Origin of the sequence: Citrobacter sp. Cm038 (genome assembly GCF_030333105.1) — a bacterium.
GTDB classification, from domain to species: domain Bacteria; phylum Pseudomonadota; class Gammaproteobacteria; order Enterobacterales; family Enterobacteriaceae; genus Citrobacter; species Citrobacter murliniae.
Map to the genome: position 1 here is coordinate 105109 of NZ_JAOWGO010000011.1, position 18640 is coordinate 123748.

At 53.7% G+C, this 18640-nt stretch carries 15 protein-coding genes; 1 reads left to right on the top strand and 14 read right to left on the bottom strand.

Translation table 11 applies throughout. The features are described from left to right. Window positions 1-4 precede the first annotated feature (4 nt). From ispG to OGY01_RS01230, 6 genes are all read right to left on the bottom strand, one after another. Window positions 5-1123, bottom strand: a complete 1119-nt coding sequence (ispG, locus tag OGY01_RS01205; protein ID WP_048220829.1) for a flavodoxin-dependent (E)-4-hydroxy-3-methylbut-2-enyl-diphosphate synthase — start codon at window positions 1121-1123, stop codon at window positions 5-7. A 26-nt stretch (window positions 1124-1149) separates the two neighbouring features. Continuing rightward, complete coding sequence (rodZ, locus tag OGY01_RS01210) at window positions 1150-2148, bottom strand: cytoskeleton protein RodZ (protein ID WP_286492274.1); 999 nt, start codon at window positions 2146-2148, stop codon at window positions 1150-1152. A gap of 283 nt (window positions 2149-2431) precedes the next feature. Then, a complete protein-coding gene (gene rlmN, locus OGY01_RS01215) occupies window positions 2432-3598 on the bottom strand; it encodes a dual-specificity RNA methyltransferase RlmN (protein ID WP_045446140.1) in 1167 nt (388 codons plus the stop codon). A gap of 169 nt (window positions 3599-3767) precedes the next feature. Next, window positions 3768-4199: a nucleoside-diphosphate kinase gene (ndk, locus tag OGY01_RS01220; RefSeq protein WP_045446143.1), complete on the bottom strand. Its 432-nt coding sequence runs from the start codon at window positions 4197-4199 to the stop codon at window positions 3768-3770. Window positions 4200-4337: 138 nt separating this feature from the next. Then, window positions 4338-6650, bottom strand: a complete 2313-nt coding sequence (pbpC, locus tag OGY01_RS01225) for a peptidoglycan glycosyltransferase PbpC (RefSeq protein WP_286492275.1) — start codon at window positions 6648-6650, stop codon at window positions 4338-4340. Next, window positions 6651-11582 carry an alpha-2-macroglobulin family protein gene (locus OGY01_RS01230; protein ID WP_286492276.1) on the bottom strand — a complete coding sequence of 1644 codons (4932 nt, stop codon included), beginning with the start codon at window positions 11580-11582 and terminating at the stop codon, window positions 6651-6653. Between the two features lie 206 nt (window positions 11583-11788). Here OGY01_RS01230 and sseA point away from each other — a divergent pair, with 206 nt between their 5' ends. Further along, window positions 11789-12631, top strand: coding sequence for a 3-mercaptopyruvate sulfurtransferase (gene sseA, locus OGY01_RS01235; protein WP_045446151.1), 843 nt, complete (start codon window positions 11789-11791; stop codon window positions 12629-12631). 44 nt (window positions 12632-12675) lie between these two features. Here sseA and sseB read toward each other — a convergent pair whose 3' ends face one another. The 8 genes from sseB to iscU form a co-directional block, all read right to left on the bottom strand. Then, window positions 12676-13452: an enhanced serine sensitivity protein SseB gene (gene sseB / locus OGY01_RS01240; RefSeq protein WP_286492278.1), complete on the bottom strand. Its 777-nt coding sequence runs from the start codon at window positions 13450-13452 to the stop codon at window positions 12676-12678. 70 nt (window positions 13453-13522) lie between these two features. Continuing rightward, window positions 13523-14806, bottom strand: coding sequence for an aminopeptidase PepB (pepB, locus tag OGY01_RS01245; protein WP_286492280.1), 1284 nt, complete (start codon window positions 14804-14806; stop codon window positions 13523-13525). Window positions 14807-14859: 53 nt separating this feature from the next. Further along, window positions 14860-15060 (bottom strand): Fe-S cluster assembly protein IscX, encoded by a 201-nt coding sequence (gene iscX / locus OGY01_RS01250; RefSeq protein WP_045446157.1) that lies wholly within the window; start codon window positions 15058-15060, stop codon window positions 14860-14862. 11 nt (window positions 15061-15071) lie between these two features. Then, entirely contained in the window at window positions 15072-15407 is a 336-nt protein-coding gene (fdx, locus tag OGY01_RS01255) for an ISC system 2Fe-2S type ferredoxin (RefSeq protein ID WP_042317595.1), read from the bottom strand. Between the two features lies 1 nt (window position 15408). Beyond that, a complete protein-coding gene (hscA, locus tag OGY01_RS01260) occupies window positions 15409-17259 on the bottom strand; it encodes a Fe-S protein assembly chaperone HscA (protein WP_048220821.1) in 1851 nt (616 codons plus the stop codon). 14 nt (window positions 17260-17273) lie between these two features. After that, window positions 17274-17789, bottom strand: a complete 516-nt coding sequence (hscB, locus tag OGY01_RS01265; RefSeq protein ID WP_045446165.1) for a co-chaperone HscB — start codon at window positions 17787-17789, stop codon at window positions 17274-17276. A gap of 108 nt (window positions 17790-17897) precedes the next feature. Next, complete coding sequence (iscA, locus tag OGY01_RS01270; RefSeq protein ID WP_003037681.1) at window positions 17898-18221, bottom strand: iron-sulfur cluster assembly protein IscA; 324 nt, start codon at window positions 18219-18221, stop codon at window positions 17898-17900. A 20-nt stretch (window positions 18222-18241) separates the two neighbouring features. Continuing rightward, a complete protein-coding gene (iscU, locus tag OGY01_RS01275; protein ID WP_002913991.1) occupies window positions 18242-18628 on the bottom strand; it encodes a Fe-S cluster assembly scaffold IscU in 387 nt (128 codons plus the stop codon). Window positions 18629-18640 lie beyond the last annotated feature (12 nt).

Consider the following 18640-nt stretch of genomic DNA (forward strand, 5'->3'; position numbering starts at 1 on the left):
GTTATTATTTTTCAACCTGCTGCACATCAATTCGACGCGTTTCATCCAGAATGCTGGCTTTGGCACGAATGCGGGCTTCAAGCTGCGTAATCATATCGTCGTTATCGATACGATCCTTACGCACTCCGTCTTCATACAGGCCGCTTTTCTTGTTGCCGCCGGTCACGCCCAGCGTCGAAACCAGTGCTTCACCAGGTCCATTTACCACACAACCGATAATCGAAACATCCATTGGCGTGATGATATCTTCCAGACGTTGCTCCAGCGCGTTAACCGTACCAATGACGTCAAATTCCTGACGGGAACAGGTTGGACAGGCGATAAAGTTGATCCCGCGCGCGCGGATGCGCAGCGATTTCAGAATATCGAATCCCACTTTGATCTCTTCGACCGGATCGGCTGCCAGAGAGACTCGCAGCGTGTCGCCGATCCCTTCGGACAACAACAATCCAAGCCCGATCGCAGATTTAACCGAACCACTGCGCGCGCCACCGGCTTCGGTGATCCCAAGATGCAACGGCTGATCGATCTGTTTCGCCAGCAGACGATAGGATTCTACCGCGAGGAAAACGTCCGAAGCTTTAACGCTGACCTTGAACTGGTCGAAGTTCAGACGATCGAGATGATCCACATGACGCATAGCTGATTCCAGCAACGCCTGCGGCGTAGGTTCGCCGTATTTTTCCTGTAGATCTTTTTCCAGCGATCCGGCATTTACGCCAATACGGATAGGAATATTTTTATCACGAGCGCAATCCACCACCATGCGGATACGCTCTTCGTTACCAATATTGCCAGGGTTGATACGCAAGCAATCGACGCCGTATTCCGCCACCTTCAGCGCAATGCGATAGTCGAAGTGAATATCGGCAACCAGCGGGACAGATACCTGCTGTTTGATGAGCTTGAACGCTTCGGCTGCATCCATTGTCGGTACTGAGACACGAACAATGTCAGCGCCTACGCGTTCCAGCGCTTTGATTTGATTGACCGTCGCCGCCACATCAGTGGTGCGTGTGTTCGTCATAGACTGTACGGCGATGGGTGCGCCATCGCCAATCGGCACATTCCCAACGTAAATGCGTGTCGATTTTCTACGTTGAATTGGAGCCTGGTTATGCATTAAAAAATCTCCCGCATTGCCGTCTGTTACTGAGCCGGTGATTGTTCGGCATTAACGGTCAGACGCGCAACCTGGTTAGTTCTGATAAAACGACTCAGGTCGACAGGTTTACCCTGATACTGAATCTGCACTGCTGCCGGAGCACCAATTTTCAGTTTGTACGGTGCCTGGCCGGTAAGATTTAAATTGCCATCTTTACGCTGCATGCCGCTAAACAGTTTTTTACCGGTCGCGTCCGTAACTTCCAGCCAGCAGTCGGCGGTAAAGTTCATTACCAGGGCATTAGCATCAGCAGCAGGTGTTGTGACACCCGCCTGATCAGTAGGCAACGGCGCAGCTGTATCTGGCGCAACGGGGGCTGTGGTCGCAGTATCAACATTCGCCTGGGAAGGTGCCACAACAGCATTTTGCGAAGCATCTGTAGCAGGTGCTGGTGTCGTAGCAGCATCAGGCGTTTGCGCTGAACCGGCTACTGCACTCTCTTCCTGAGCCGGGGTATTATCCTGGCTTGCTGCTGCGCTGGTATCCAGCGGCACGCTTTGTGCATTATCTTTACCGGCATTCAACTCAGCAGAAGACTGATCGGCCATCGTGGTGATCTCTTCCTGCTGCGCTTTATGGTTCTGCCACCACCAGGCACCTGTCAGTCCTACAACGACGAACAGCACCAGCCAGGTAAAGGTCATTAACCAGCCGTCACGTTTTTTACGACGTTTACCCAGCGAAAAGCTTTGCATCGGGGCAACTTTGGCTGGGCGAATCGGAGCCTGTTTTTCCAGCCCTGGCAACAGTTCTTCTTCAGGAATATGCACCAGACGCGCATAGGAACGGATATATCCACGCAGGAATGTTGAAGCAAGATCGGCTGGCGCCTTATCTTCTTCAATATCACGTACCGTGGAAACCTTCAGGCAAAGTCGCTCCGCGACTGCCTGCTGGCTGAATCCGAGTTGTTCACGGGCATTGCGCAGACGAACGCCGGTGGTTAGTGCTTCATTTTTGTCGTGCGTGGCTTCAGTATTCATTCGCTACAGCTGCGTAAATTGGGGTTCTGATGCCGGTGAGTCACAATGCTCACCCACACCGCGAAACATCTGGTCAGTTAACCTTAGTCTGACAGTATAAAACGGTCTGACTATCAATGACAAAACAGCGTAAACCTGAGGGCTAAACTCTTGTTGCGCCGCTACATACTGCCTTAAAGTCGACAAAAACGCACCGTTATTATTGTCGAGGCAGCGACAACAAAGAACCTCATGTACTTATATCGCACTACGGCACATTAATTATACCGTAGTGCGCTCAACATCAAACGGTCTTGATATCGATAGACTCACCCTGCATACGCTTACGCAGAGTACGCTTGGTGCGGTCAATAACATCACCCGCCAGCTGACCACAGGCTGCATCAATGTCGTCACCACGTGTTTTACGCACAATGGTCGTGAAACCATAGCTCATCAACACTTTGGAGAAACGATCGATACGGCTATTGGAGCTACGGCCATACGGCGCGCCAGGGAACGGGTTCCATGGGATCAGGTTGATCTTACACGGCGTATCTTTCAGCAGTTCGGCAAGCTGATGGGCATGTTCGGTACCATCGTTGATGTGATCCAACATCACATACTCAATCGTAACGCGCCCCTGGTTCGCATTGGATTTCTCCAGATAACGACGCACAGCCCCCAGGAACGTTTCAATATTGTATTTTTTGTTGATCGGCACAATCTCGTCACGAATTTCATCGTTCGGCGCATGCAAAGAGATCGCCAGCGCAACGTCAATCATATCACCCAGCTTATCCAGCGCAGGTACAACGCCTGAAGTAGACAGCGTCACGCGGCGTTTTGACAGGCCAAAACCGAAATCATCAAGCATGATTTCCATTGCCGGTACCACATTAGTCAGATTGAGCAGCGGTTCACCCATGCCCATCATCACTACGTTGGTAATCGGGCGCACGCCCGTCGCTTTCACCGCCCCGACGATCTTCGCCGCGCGCCAGACCTGACCAATGATTTCCGATACTCGCAGGTTGCGGTTAAAGCCCTGCTGAGCCGTAGAGCAGAATTTGCACTCTAACGCACAACCAACCTGTGAAGAAACACACAGGGTAGCGCGGTCATCTTCCGGGATGTAGACCGTTTCAACGCGCTGATCGCCAACCGCGATGGCCCATTTGATGGTGCCATCAGACGAACGTTGTTCTTCAACAACTTCAGGCGCACGAATTTCAGCCACTTCTTTCAGCTTGTTACGCAGCACCTTATTGATGTCAGTCATGTCATCAAAGTTGTCGCTGCAATAGTGGTACATCCATTTCATGACCTGATCGGCACGAAACGGCTTTTCGCCCATCTCTTTGAAGAATTCGCGCATCTGCTGACGGTTCAGATCCAGCAGGTTAATTTTTCCATTTTTATTTGGAACCGCAGCAATGGCGACTTCAGAGGTGTTAACTAATTCAGACATAATATTTTCCGGCCTCGTTGTTACACGTTATGGCCCGTGGAGGGTTAAAAAGAAACGCCCCGGCAAGCGGTCTGCTCTTCCGGGGCGTTGCATTGTACAAAGTCTGGCGCAGGGATGCCACGTTTGCACGAAGCATTAGCGAAAATAATATGTAAACGAACCCGTTAAATTAACGAGTACGAGCGCACACTTCGCCTTCACCGAAGAAATAGGCAATTTCGCGCGCGGCAGATTCTACCGAGTCGGAACCGTGAGTGCCGTTCTCGGTGAAACTGTCAGCGTAGTCCGCACGCAGGGTACCCGCCAGCGCATTCGCCGGATTGGTAGCGCCCAGCAGATCACGATGACGCTGGACGGCATTCTCGCTTTCCAGCACGGAAACAACAATTGGACCAGAGGTCATGAATTCAACCAGACCGTCAAAGAACGGCTTACCGTCGTGCTCGGCATAGAAACCACGAGCCTGCTCAACGGTCAGGTGCAGCATTTTAGTACCGACAATTTTGAACCCTGCAGCTTCAAAGCGCGCAAAGATGTTCCCAATAACGTTTTTTGCCACCGCATTTGGTTTGATGATGGAAAAAGTACGTTCAATAGCCATGATTACCTCTGAAAAAAGATGTTTTGTTGTGGTTTACCTGGCGCGGATTATAAAGAGCATCCCGGCGGTTGACTATTGACGAAGGTAACATTTCTTTAAAATAAGATGAATTTTAGCAACAACCGCTATCAAACGAATCTATTGCAAAGAAAATCTCACCGCCGTAACCTGCCCGGCATCATCCATGACCAGCAACTGATATTCCCCTTTAACCGCCAACCGCAAGGTAAGAGAGCGTCCTCGCTCCTCCAGTCGCTCGCCGTTAAGAAACCACCAGCGCTCACCTGCTCCACCGCTGATATACACCGGTACTGAGACCTCCGGTGAACCGGGTAAGCGCTTCACAATCGCGCCATCACGCACACCTGTCAACTGGAGCGGTAACAAAGCGTCCTGTCCCAGCGGAGGGCAAATTGATGAAACTGGCGGTAGCCGCGCAGTACGGCGTTCAGAAGGTGGTAGCCAGGATTCCAGTGGTAAAGGCCAGACGATTAACGTTTGTTCATGCGCCTGTTCGCAATCCGCAGCCACTCGTTTTCCCGCCTCATCTAACCAGACTGGAAAACGGATACCACTGACCCCTTCCTGCTCAGGTAATAACAGCGTGGGCGGTTGGCTGCCATCCAGTAGCCAGGTGGCTAAACGACGACGACAGTTGCTATCACCGGCTGGAAGCGATTGCCCCCCAGGCCAGCACACCACACCACGGCTGACAGAATCTGGACGTGGATCTTCAGGCTGATTCGCCCCGCGCGCCAGCAGCAGATTATTAACCTGATTCAGCAAAGGCACAGCACTGGCAAAACCGAATTGCCCGACCACCGGAGTACCATCCGGTCTGCCAGTCCAGATACCCATCACATATCGCGCGTTAACACCAATCGCCCACGCATCGCGATAGCCGTAGCTGGTACCGGTTTTCCATGCCAGCGGCACAACTCTGCTCAGGGCATTATCCGGTAACGGCTGGGCTTCATCCGCCATAATCCGACGAATGATCCATGCCGCCCCCGGTGACATCAGCGGACGTTCCAGCAGTGGGTCGTCTGGTTGCAAGCGCAATGTCCCCGCTTTGCCATGCCGGGCAAATACGCTGTACGCCGCCGCCATGTCCTCAAGCCTTGCACCTGCGCCTCCCAGGATCAACGAAAGATTCGGCGCCGCTCCGGTTGGTAAGTACAACGGTAAACCGACGTTACGCAATTTAGCGGCAAATCGCTTCGGGCCATAGGCTTCAAGCACCTGGACGGCAGGTAAATTCAGCGAACGTACCAACGCCTCGCTCATGCTCACTGGGCCATGAAAACCGCTGTCAAAATTACCGGGACGATAATCTCCTGTACGTCGCGGTACGTCCTGCAACAGGGAAGCCGGATGAATCAGTCCCTCATCCAACGCCAGACCATAGACAAAGGGTTTAAGCACCGAGCCTGGCGAGCGAATCGCATTCACCATATCCACATGACCAAAGCGAGCGTCGTCATTCATATCCACTGACCCCACCCAGCCACGGACGCTCATATCGGTATGATCAACGACAATCATTGCCAGCGAACTGCGCGCCGGAAGCCGTCCTTTCCAGTTTTGCGCCAGTTCTTCCAGTTGGCGTTGCAGTCCTGCATCCAGCGTGGTCACAATTTTGTCACGCTGACTTTTGCCCAACATCATGCGCGAGAATAATGGTGCTAATTGCGGCATCTGTCTTGGTGCCAGCCAGACCGGTTCTTCACGGGATTCCTGCACCTGCTTAGCTGACCAGATACCCTGCGTCGCCATGCGCTCGAGCACTTTATTGCGCGCGGCTTCGGCACGATCCGGCCATCGGTCGGGGCGCAGACGACTTGGTGCCTGTGGCAGAACAGCCAGTAAAGCAGCGTCGGAGTAACTCAGTTGCGCAGGTGATTTGCCAAGATACGCCCAGCTTGCCGCGCCAACCCCCTGAAGCGTGCCGCCAAACGGCGCACGGTTCAGATACAGTGTCAGAATGTCATTTTTGGAGAGATGCCACTCAAGCTGGAGTGCGCGCCAGAGTTGGCGAAATTTGCCGCCAAAGGTGCGCGGATGAGGATCGAGCAGCCTGGCCACCTGCATGGTGAGCGTGCTGCCACCAGAAATCACTCGCCCCGACGAGAGATCCTGCCAGGCAGCGCGGAGCACTGATAACGGATTGACGCCGGGATGTTTCCAGAACCAGCGATCTTCATAGTTGATCAACGCCTCAAGGTAACGGGGCGATACTTCATCAATGGTTACCGGATAACGCCAGATACCCTCAGCGTCGGCAAAGCGCCACAGCGGCGTACCGTCATGCGCCACCACCACGCGTGCCGGGTTGACCTCAGTGAGCGGCAGTGGCCAGATTTTGTCTGCACCCCAGACAACTGCCGCCATCAAAAGCGGTGCGGCTGCCAGCCAAAGCCAGCGGCCGCGTTTACCAACCCAGCGCATCATTTACGGTCTGACAATCAGTGGTCCCTCTGCCGTACCGGTGGCTCGCCATTGCGGAACATACATCGATTCCACCTGCGGGACGGGAACCTGATACGTTCCCGGCGTTACCGCTCGCGCCAGATACACCAACGTGACCGGTTGCCCTTCGTTGACAGCCACTGCAGCGACAAAGCGATCGTCACGGAATTCAACGTGCTGGATATCCGCCTGCTGCATCTGATTAAGCAGATTCTGCACTTCGCTTGCGCTGTCCTGCAGACTCGCGCTGCCGTTAGCCAGATTCTGGTTTTCCAGCTCCAGTCCGGCAGGCAGTAAATCAACCACCAGTGCATCCGGTACATTCTGGTTAGCTTTCACCGTCAGCCATACCAGCACCAGTTCCCCACTACGCAACGTCGAGAGTGATTTACTTTGTCCATCCGTACCCAGCACCTGACGCTCAATACTCAGCACATTGTTTGTCGGCAGCGGTGAAGTTTGCGGATAACCACTCACATCCAGGCGCAGCCACAGCGGCAGATTCCCCGTATTGGTTACCGTCAGCGTGGATAACTGGTCGGCATCCAGATTATGGGTTTTCGATTTTTCACCTGCCAACGGTTGTTCGGAGAGCGAGGTCTGCGCCTGCCAGGTTCCCGGCAGATCCTGTAGGGTACGCGCGGCCAGGAACAGCGCGTTATTTTCCTGAGTTGAGAGCCAACGCTGACCAAAAGCCTGTTCCGACAACGTATTCAACAACGTGTTCTGCACATCAGGTTTAAGCTTGTTCTCTTCCAGCAATGCCAGCATCAGTGCATTATCACGAAGCTGACTGCCGTAATCCGCCATCCACTGTTGTGCATCGCGACGCGGAGTATTCAGCGCCAGCGTCAACGCCTGTTCACTGCGATTCGCATCACCCATGTTTTTCAGCGCAATCCCCAGTTGCAGCAACGGTAAACCGGAAGCGGCCTGAGCACGACGCTCCCAAATCTCACGCAGTGCGCCAAGCGGTGCTTTTTGCTGACGAGCCAGTACCAGCGCGGCGTATGCCTGCACGGCAAATTTGCTTGCCGGTGTATCGTCGGTGTAGCGAATCGACATCATGCCCGGATCCTGCAAATAGCGCAGCAGTCGTTCGTTACCCCGGTTAATCACTTCTGCCGGAACGCTGTAACCTTGTTCGTTAGCGCGAACGAGGAAATCCATCACATACGCGCTCAGCCAGTACTCTTCAGGACCGTTCTTGTCCCACAGAGCAAAACCTCCGTTGTCACGCTGCATTTGCAGTAACCGGGAAATACCAATCTCAACCGCTGCACGACGCTTCTCATCACTATCGCCAGCAATCCCTAACGCCTTCAGTTGCGCGGCATTGGTATACAAAGACGGGAATAATCCGCTTGCCGTTTGCTCCAGGCAACCGTACGGATAGGCTTTTAGTTCACGGATGTAGCGTGCCAGATTTAGCGGCGGCTTACCGCTGAACAGTAGTTGCCCCTGCATGGTTACAGGGGAAAAATTGATCAGTTCCTCCCCTGGGATCTGCCACGTTTCACCAGGTTGCAGCGCCACGCCATTATTGATGGTCTGCGCCGGGAATGCCGGACGAACACCAATCTTCCACTGCTTATGCTGAGCCGGGAGCGTTTCTCCTGGCAACACCAGACCACTGATAACCGCCTGAATATCGCCATCGCCAAACCCTTCCAGCGCCCGCACCGGGATAAACAACGTAGTACGCACTCCCGGGGCAAGATTCACCGGCGCAGGGGCCTGACCAATCAGCTCCAGTAATCCACTGGCGGTAAGCTTGATATTCAGCGTCTGCGGCCTGTCAGTCAGGTTAGTCACATCCAGCGTCAGGCGCGAACTATCCCCTCCGGCTAAAAAGCGCGGCATATTCAGTTCGGCAATGACCGGCGCGGCGACAATCACTTTACTTTCGCTACTGCCAAAATCATCCGCCGTCCAGGCCTGGGCCATCACCCGCAGTTCACCGTTAAAATCACCAATCGGCAACGTCACCGTGCCTTCACCCTGATCGTTGAGTATTACCGGCAACGCCTGTTGTGCCACGATATTTATGTGATTGACCGGCGGTTTACCGCCACGTTTTAACTCATCGCCATCGCCACCAAAACGCAGCGCCGCCAGACGGCCCTGCCCTTCGATCACCTGACCATAAATATCGTAAATATCCGCCCCATAGCGTTTCTGCCCGAAAAACGCCTGCCATGGATCCGGCGTGGTGTAGTCCGTAATATTCAACACTCCGCTGTCCACCGCAGAAACCAGTACGTTAACTTGTTTTGGCACTGCACCGTTTTTAACACTGGCCTTCACTTTAACGGCCAGAGGCTGATTTGGACGCATTTTGGCAGGGTTATCCAGCGTCAAATCAAGACGGCGGTTTTCATCACCCAACGGCAGATGCAGCAATCCGACTGCGCGTTTTGGTGTTGCAGAACGCGATTTGTCACCAGGACGAATTACCAGTGCACTGAGATAAAGGTCGTGTCGATTCCAGGTTTTATCGACCGGGATAGAGAGATCCAGTCCATCAGCAGGTACATCTATCTCTTGCCACCACAGTGGCCCCTCGCTGGATTCCACCATCGCGTAGCCTTTGCCAGCGGTTGGCGCAGCGATGTGTAACTTCATGGTATCGCCAGGACGATAGTTGGGTTTATCCAGTTTCAGCGTTACGCGATCGGGACGCACCGCACCGCTACCATCGCTGTTATCCTGCCAGCTGTATCCGGCCCAGAAGCGCACGCTGCTCACCGTATCGTTCGGCGCTTTGACCTCCAGACGGTAAGCCCCCCACTCAACCGGGAAGCTAACCTTACCGGTTTCATCGGCCTTAAGATCCAGCGTCTGTTCACCTTCAACCAGATCCTTTTGATCAAATTGTGATTGCCACCCCTCGCCTTCTGACCAGTTCCAGTAGTAATCCCGGCGTTCACGAATCAAACGAACCTGTAAACCTGAAACGGCTTTTTTCGATCCCTGGGCATCAGCATACACAACATCAAAAGCTGCATTGCTGTCTTCATCAACAATGGGCTGATTAACGGTGGTATCCGTACGGTAGTCATATACAGATTTCGCTGCGAATTGTGGCCTGATGCCCGGCAGAATATCGGCAGGCCAGACAGACTGCTCGACCCGGCGCGTCACCGGACGACCGCCCGACTCCAGCAAACTCGCCTGCAAAATAACCTGTAGAGGGGAGTGCGCTTCTTGCCACTGGCTATTCGTTACCACTTCACCACGACCGTTTTCATCCAGCGTGAGCTGAACTTCATCCAGGCTGCGGGAGAGGTTTTCTTCGGCAATATTACCAAACTGGAATCCTGGCAATGCCGGCACCGCCTCACGCTGTGGCCGCAGGAAAAGCTGTCCCTGCAAAGCATTGCCATTCGCTGGCGCACCGTACAGATAGTAACCAACAACCGAGAACTTCACGTCGTCAGTCGGCGCTATCGGCATCTTGCTGGCGGTGAGATTGAGCGCCATCCGCTCTGGCATAAAATCTTCGACGTGGAAATCCCACATCCGCGCATGGTTATCCCCGGTGTTTGCCCGGATATGCCACATTCCGGTTGGCGCGCTACTGTCCAGCGGCCAGCTCAGACGGTAAAGACCGTTCTCTGGCTGGCTGACTACAGTGCGTAACACCTGTCCATCGGGTTTTATCACTTCCAGTTTAATCGGTTGATCGGGCAACGTTTTGCCGTCGCTGTCGCGCAGCAATCCATTAAGTATCACCGTTTCACCAGGACGATAAAGATCGCGCGGGCCGAACATGAAGAACTGTTTGCTGTATCCCGGCGCGCCCGCAATATCAAATTCAGCCAAATCCAGAGCGGGCAACTTCAGCTCCAACAGCGTGGTTTGCCCGTCTTTGCGCGCCAGCAGTAACGCCGCTTCTTTATCGGTCTCAAGCTTAACGTGTCCCTGTGCATCAGTGGTCGCCTGCGCCAGCGTCTGCCCTTTCTCATTCAGTAAGGTGACATCAATTCCCTGCTGGGAAGCTCCATTTTCCAGGCTCTGGGTAAAGACATCCAATTGGTTGTGGTAACGGTGTGCGGAAACACCAATGTCGCTGAGGGTGAACAGCGTGGCGGCATTGCTGTAGTTGTAATGCCCGGCCTGATTCATCACCGCAACGTAAACGCCTGCCTGCTGCAACGGTTTGATATCGCCCAGCGGCAACAACAGTTTCTCACGGGTATTGCGCGCAGGATTGAGGTCAAAGCGCCCGGTATAGACCAGTTCGGCCATCTTCAGAAGATTGTCTGACTCCCAGTTGGACAGGGAGTTGCGGTATTCCCACTGGCTGACAAACGCACCGAGCGACTCCGGCTTCACGCGAAAGAAGTTCACGTCCACACGATCGACATTCAGCGCCATCACCGGCAGCCCTTCGATAACTTTACCCGGCAACAGAGAACCACGACTGGCAAATCCTACGCTCGGCTGGACGTCGCGCGTGGTGATGTTTTTTTCATAATCGATGCCAAATGTTGCCTTATTCAGCGCCAGCAAATTACGCTCAATGGTCACCACCAGTTCGCGGTTAGGTTCCAGATGACGTAAACGCAATTCTTTCAGATTTGGCGCCAGTTCCCAGGCACCATCTACTTTGCCGTTTTTCTTATCAACAACGTGCACGACACGGGAAAAGTCCTGCTCTGGATCGAGCGGAATGGAGAAGGTCAGCACCAACGTCGCCGCACCGTCTAACTGAACTTCAGAGGCATCGAGCAGCGTCAGCGCCTTACCCTGACTTTGCTGCGTCAGTTTCTGTAACTGGGCCTTATCTTTTGCCGGGGCGGTTTGCGGGGCTGGTGCATCATTTTTCCCGTCCGTCGGCGGCTTATCGTTATTATCGCACCCCACCAGCGCCAACATCAGCATACAGGCCGCTACGCGTATATATTTCATTTTTCATCCCTGGCCGTAGTGGCCTGTTAGCTACGTAGAACAACTATTATGCGTGAGATTTCAAGTTGTGGAAGCCAGTAACTCGTCCGCGTAGTCTAAATTTTCGTGATTAATGTGGATCCGCCTGACAAATCAGCCTCTTTTACTTGTCCCTTTCAGGTAAACATCCGACAATTTGCCGAAACCTGGTAAAAATGGAGATGCCTATGACCACCGCCTTCTTTGTCGCTGCCGACTGGCTTATCGAACATATTGACGATCCGGAAATACAAATTCTTGATGCCCGTATGGCACCGCCAGGACAGGAAGATCGCGATGTTGGCGAAGAGTATCGTTCTGGCCATATTCCCGGCGCGATCTTTTTTGATATCGAAGCACTCTCCGACCATACATCACCGTTACCGCATATGATGCCGCGCCCGGAAGCTTTCGCCGTCGCCATGCGCGAGTCTGGTATTCATCAGGATAAACATTTGGTGATCTACGACGAAGGCAATCTGTTCTCTGCCCCGCGCGCATGGTGGATGCTGAGGACATTTGGCGTAGAAAATGTCTCTATTCTGGCGGGCGGTCTGGCGGGCTGGCAGCGTGATGAGCTACCGCTGCAGGAAGGAATCGTTGATTTACCAGAGGGTGAGTTTGACGTGGCGTTTACACCAGAAGCTGTAGTTAAGGTGACCGATGTCCTGTTGGCCAGCCATGAAAAAACGGCACAGATCGTGGATGCCCGTCCGGCTGCACGTTTTAATGCGCAGATTGACGAACCGCGTCCTGGCCTGAAGCGCGGCCATGTTCCCGGTGCACTGAACGTACCGTGGACAGAACTGGTTCGTGACGGGGAATTAAAAACAACCGACGAGCTGGATGCCATTTTCTTTAGCCACGGCGTCAGTTTCGACAGACCAATCATTGCCAGTTGTGGTTCCGGCGTTACGGCTGCCGTCGTGGTGCTGGCGCTTGCTACTCTTGGCGTCCCCAACGTGGCGTTGTATGACGGCGCGTGGAGCGAATGGGGAGCGCGCAACGATTTACCAGTAGAACCGGCATAACGTTTGAAATGCCGGATAACACTTCGCTTATCCGGCAACATCTTTTAGATAATTCGATTCTGTTTAAAATCGCGCAGGAAACCGCCCCAGCGGCGCTCGTAGAACGGCGCGATGTGCTCGGTAATAAAGTGGCTGACCCCTTTTTCACCTTTCACCACCTGGCAGATATCAATCGGTTCATCACCCGGTAACGTATCCGTTGCTACACTGCCTGTGGCATGAATAATCTCTTCAATATCACCATCGGCTTCAATGCCAATCAGCAGGTTCGGCTGGGCATCTGCACTTTCTTTAATTGAGCAAAGAAACGCGCGTTTAACCGGCTTAATGGTCTTAAACAACGTAGTCAGCGAGTCAATCATCTGCGCAGGAGGCTCCGCGACTTCAGAGAGGATCAGCGATTCACCGCCTTCCAGTACTTCCTGGGTACTCAGTGGATTGCCTTCCTCTCCCATCAACAAGCTGATCTCGCGCGGCATAAATTCTTTGCCCGTCGGCAGCTTGGCATTGAGAAACAGCGTCTCGCCCAGCGTCATTTCAAACAGTGTACGCACCGGCATGACGACAAACGCCTGCTCATCTTCAACGGCCTGTTGCAGCGCTTCAAGGGAGGTGAAAAACGGGATTACAGTAGTGCCGTCTTCTTTTTCCCAGTGCTGCAAATCCAGCGCACTGTCTTCAACCACCGCCTCACCTTCTGCGGCTGTACCCGGTACCCAGACGGTAGACTCCAGCAAAGTGCGAAAAAATGCCGGACGATGCGCAGGCTCTGTCGCGGCTTTTTCCAGCAACGTTTCTAATTCGTTTTTTGTTTCAGACATAAGAACCACAAATTGGATGAATACGTGCAAGCCGGATGCGCGAAACGCCATCCGGCAATACAGTCATAAGTTACGCGGTTAACAGGTTAGCAATCGTGCGTACACCCAGCCCGGTCGCGCCCGCAGACCATTGCTCAACCGGCGCTTTACGATAAGTTGCAGAGCAGTCGATATGCAACCAGCCTTGCTGATAGTTTTCGACGAAGTGTGACAGGAACCCCGCAGCGGTACTCGCACCTGCTGGATAGGCAGCACTACCGGTATTATTCAGTTCCGCAAAATTAGACGGCAACTGACTCCGGTGGAATTCCGCCAGCGGCAGACGCCAGAACGGTTCGTTTTCCTCAGCAGCGCTTGCCAGCAGGCGAGCCGCTAACTTGTCATCAAAGCTGAATAGCGCGTGATAATCATTACCTAACGCCGTTTTCGCTGCACCTGTCAGGGTAGCGGCATCAATAATCAGCTCCGGCTTCTGCGCACTGGCGTCAATTAAACCATCCGCCAGTACCAGACGCCCTTCAGCGTCAGTGTTCATCACTTCAACATTTTTGCCGTTGCGATAGCGAATGATATCGCCCAGCTTGAACGCGTTACCGCTAATCAGGTTATCCGCACAGCACAGGTACAGCTTCACACGTTTGTTCAGACCACGGGTGATTGCAAACGCCAGCGCGCCGGTCACCGTTGCCGCACCGCCCATGTCAGACTTCATGGAGTCCATAAACGCGCTTTGTTTGATGCTGTAACCACCGGAGTCAAAGGTAATCCCTTTGCCGACCAGGCAGGCATAGACAGGCGCTTCTTTATCGCCTGTCGGGTTGTAGTCCAGCGCCAGCAGTACCGGCGGGCGTTCAGAACCCCGGCCAACCGTATGTAGTCCCATATAATTCTGTTCGCGCAGATCTTCACCTTTGGTGATGCGATAAGAAACGTTATCACACGCCACGCTGCACAGCAGGTCAACAGCACGCTGCGCCAGTTGTTCCGGGCCAAGCTCTTCTGCCGGGGCATTGATGGTGTCTCGTACCCAGTCAATGATTTTCAGGCGGCTGTCCAGCTCTTTGCGCTGCGCCTCATCCAGGGTTGCCCATTCAACTTTGCGGCTGCCTTTAGGCCCTTTGTAGCCTTGCCAGAATGCCCAGCTACGCTCGATATCCCAGCCTTCGCCGTCAAGTTGGGCATGTTTGATACCCAGACCATCAATTTTACGCGCGGCACTCTGAATAAGCCCCAGATCATCTTTTCCATTAAGGTGCAGGGTAATGCCGTCATTATTAATACTGTATGTCGCCTTTTCACCCCAGCGAGCATCGGCCGGTTGCGTGGAAAGCGTAATTTTCATGGCTTCTGTCATTTTATTTATCCTTATTAGCAAACGGGCCGCCATATGGCAGCCCGTTATGTGACTTACTCTGCTTCATCTAACCAGACTAGCAGAATCGCCTCCAGAATTTTTTCATTGGATGCGCCAGGGTCGTCATCAAATTCCTCAAGATCGCAGATCCACTGATGAAGATCGGTGAAACGAACGGTCTTAGGATCGAGATCGGGGAACGCATCATACAGCGCCTCACCGATTTCGCGGCTATCGGTCCACTTCAGTCCCATACTACCCTCTGTTAATGCTCACGCGCATGATTGATTGTGTAACGTGGGATTTCGACCACTAAATCATCCCCAGTGACTCGCGCCTGACAGCTTAAACGGCTCTCCGGCTCCAGCCCCCAGGCTTTATCCAGCATGTCGTCTTCTTCTTCCGTACTTTCCGGTAAAGAGTCAAAACCTTCACGTACGATGCAGTGACAGGTAGTGCAGGCACAGGATTTTTCACAGGCGTGTTCAATCTCAATGCCGTTACGCAGGGCAACGTCGAGAATAGTTTCGCCGGTCTCAGCTTCCAGAACTGCGCCATCGGGACAGAGATCCTGATGAGGCAAAATAACAATCTTTGGCATATTAAACCTCGTCCACGGAATGGCCTTTCAGCGCGCTACGGACGGATTTATCCATACGGCGAGCGGCAAATTCCTGGGTTTGTTTGTCTACGTTTTTAATGGCTTGTTCGATAGCGTCAACATCGTCGCCCTGTGCAACCTCGCTCAAATGCGCGGCGGCGGCGTCGATAGCCTGACGTTCTGCGGCGCTTAACAGCGCGGCATCAGCAGCGAGCGCACCGGATAAACTTTCCAGCACACGTGCCGCTTCGACTTTTTGTTCTGCCAACATGCGGGCTTTGACATCCTGCTCGGCAAAACTCATCGAATCCTGAATCATTGAGGCGATTTCACCGTCGGTCAATCCGTAGGATGGTTTGACCTGGATGGAGGATTCCACGCCAGTGGATTTCTCCATGGCGGTCACGCTTAGCAGTCCGTCCGCATCGACCTGGAAGGTGACGCGGATATGCGCGCCGCCTGCTGGCAGCGCCGGAATACCACGCAGCGCAAAACGCGCCAGTGAACGGCAGTCCTGCACCAGCTCACGCTCGCCCTGCATCACGTGGATGGACATCGCGGTTTGACCGTCTTTAAAGGTGGTGAAATCCTGTGCGCGCGCCACCGGAATAGTGGTGTTACGCGGGATCACTTTTTCCACCAGACCGCCCATGGTTTCAAGCCCCAGGGACAGTGGGATAACGTCCAGCAACAGCATTTCGCTGTCTGGTTTATTCCCGACCAGAATATCAGCCTGGATTGCCGCGCCGATGGCGACCACTTTATCCGGATCAATAGAAGTCAGCGGCGTACGGCCAAAGAATTCACCCACGCGCTCACGCACCAGCGGTACGCGCGTTGAACCACCGACCATCACAACTTCCAGCACGTCCTGCGCCTCAACGCCGGCATCTTTCAGTGCGCGACGGCAGGCCAGCAGCGTGCGCTTAACCAGTGCGGAAATCAGTTCATTAAAGGTTTCGCGGGTGATTTCACCCTGCCATCCCGCCACGTTAACCGTGACGGACCCGGCGTCGCTGAGCGCAATTTTAGCGGCAATGGCGGCATCCAGCAGTTCACGCTGCACGCGATTATCGCTGCGATCGGCAACGCCCGCCTGCTCGCGAATGTAATCAGCCAGCAGGTGGTCGAAGTCGTCGCCGCCGAGCGCGGAATCACCACCGGTCGCCAGTACTTCGAACACGCCACGGCTCAGACGCAGAATAGAAATATCAAAAGTACCGCCACCGAGGTCATAAACGGCAATCACACCTTCCTGACCGGAATCCAGGCCATAGGCGATTGCCGCAGCTGTCGGTTCGTTCAACAGGCGCAGCACGTGCAAGCCAGCCAGGCGCGCGGCGTCTTTCGTCCCCTGACGCTGAGCATCATCAAAGTAAGCCGGAACAGTGATCACCACGCCATCCAGTTCGCCGGACAGCGCTTCGGTCGCCCGCGCGGCCAGCGCTTTCAGTATGTCGGCTGAGACGCGTACCGGATTGAGCAAACCGGCAGCGGTTTCGATCATCGGCAAGCCGTTTTCGCTCGCCTGGAACGAATAAGGTAGATGCGGGTAGCGCGCCTGGATATCCGCCAGCGAGCGGCCCATCATGCGTTTTACCGAGCTAACAGTGTTTGCCGTATCAAGCGCAGCGTTGGCACGAGCATCGTAACCAACCGAATACCCCTGCTGCTGATAGTGAACCACTGACGGCAACAGGTGGCGACCTTCGTGGTCAGCCAGCGTTTCGGCCTGGCCGCTGCGTACGGTCGCGACCAGAGAGTTGGTGGTGCCTAAGTCGATGCCTGCCGCCAGACGACGCTGGTGTGGCGCAGCGCTCAGACCAGGCTCACTAATTTGTAATAAGGCCATTTTCGCTTCCGAAATTAAAAATCGAGCAGTTTTTCTTCGAGTTGTTCTGCACTGCTTCGCAGTTTATCGAGAAAACGCAGTTTACGCACGGTATCTGCCGCCACGTCCCACGCCTCGCTATCCAGCTGTTCCACCATCAGTTGATGACGAACGGTGTACATGTCATTGATGCGTTTCATCAATGCATCCAGACGTTCACTGTCTTTTGCCTGTTCAATTTCATCCAGCTCTTCGCGCAGTTCGAGCTGCTCCATCAGGAACGCGGTATCACGCACCGTATGCTGCTCGCTTTGGATATCAAAGCCGTGTAAAGACAGTAAATATTCGGCGCGCATCAAGGGATGGCGCAGCGTTTGCCAGGCCTGGTTGATAGTGGCGGACTGCGAAACAGCAGCGAGTTGTTCCGCCTGGGAACCGCTGGCGAATTTATCAGGATGATACTGACGTTGTAGATCCTGAAAACGTAGGCTCAGCGCCTGAGTATCAAGCTGATAACGGGCCGGTAAGCCAAAGAGGGTGAAGTAGTCCATAACATTCTCAGGGCATCGATTCTCTGTTGTTCGATGTGGCAAAACCAGAGAGTCAGGTAAAACAAACCCCACGCGCAGGCGACCACGGTGGGGTTATCGGTAAGCGCGTTACACGTGGAAGCTTTCGCCGCACCCACATTCGTCTTTCACGTTCGGGTTGGTGAACTTAAACCCTTCGTTCAGACCTTCTTTGACGAAGTCTAACTGCGTACCGTCGAGGAATTGCAGGCTCTTGCCGTCGACCACAACTTTAACGCCTTTGTCTTCAAACACGGTATCTTCAGCCGCCGGCTCGTCAACAAATTCCAGTACATAGGCCATACCTGAGCAGCCGGAGGTTCTCACGCCCAGACGCAGACCAAACCCTTTACCGCGGTTTGCCAGGAAGGTATTTACACGCGCTGCTGCACTGTCGCTTAAGGTAATCGACATAATAAAACCTCAACTCTTAATTATTTTGCTTCACGTTTGCTTTTGTAATCCGCAATCGCGGCTTTGATCGCGTCTTCAGCCAGAATAGAACAGTGAATTTTCACTGGTGGCAGTTCAAGCTCGTCAGCGATATCGGTATTTTTAATCGCCTGTGCTTCATCCAGTGATTTCCCTTTCACCCATTCGGTGACCAGAGAACTGGAGGCAATCGCGGAACCGCAGCCATAAGTCTTGAAACGCGCGTCTTCAATGATACCCTCATTGTTGACTTTGATCTGCAACTTCATCACGTCGCCACAAGCTGGTGCACCCACCATGCCGCTGCCCACGTTCTCGTCGCTATTGTCAAAAGAGCCCACGTTACGTGGATTCTCGTAATGATCGATTACTTTTTCGCTGTAAGCCATGATGAATTCTCC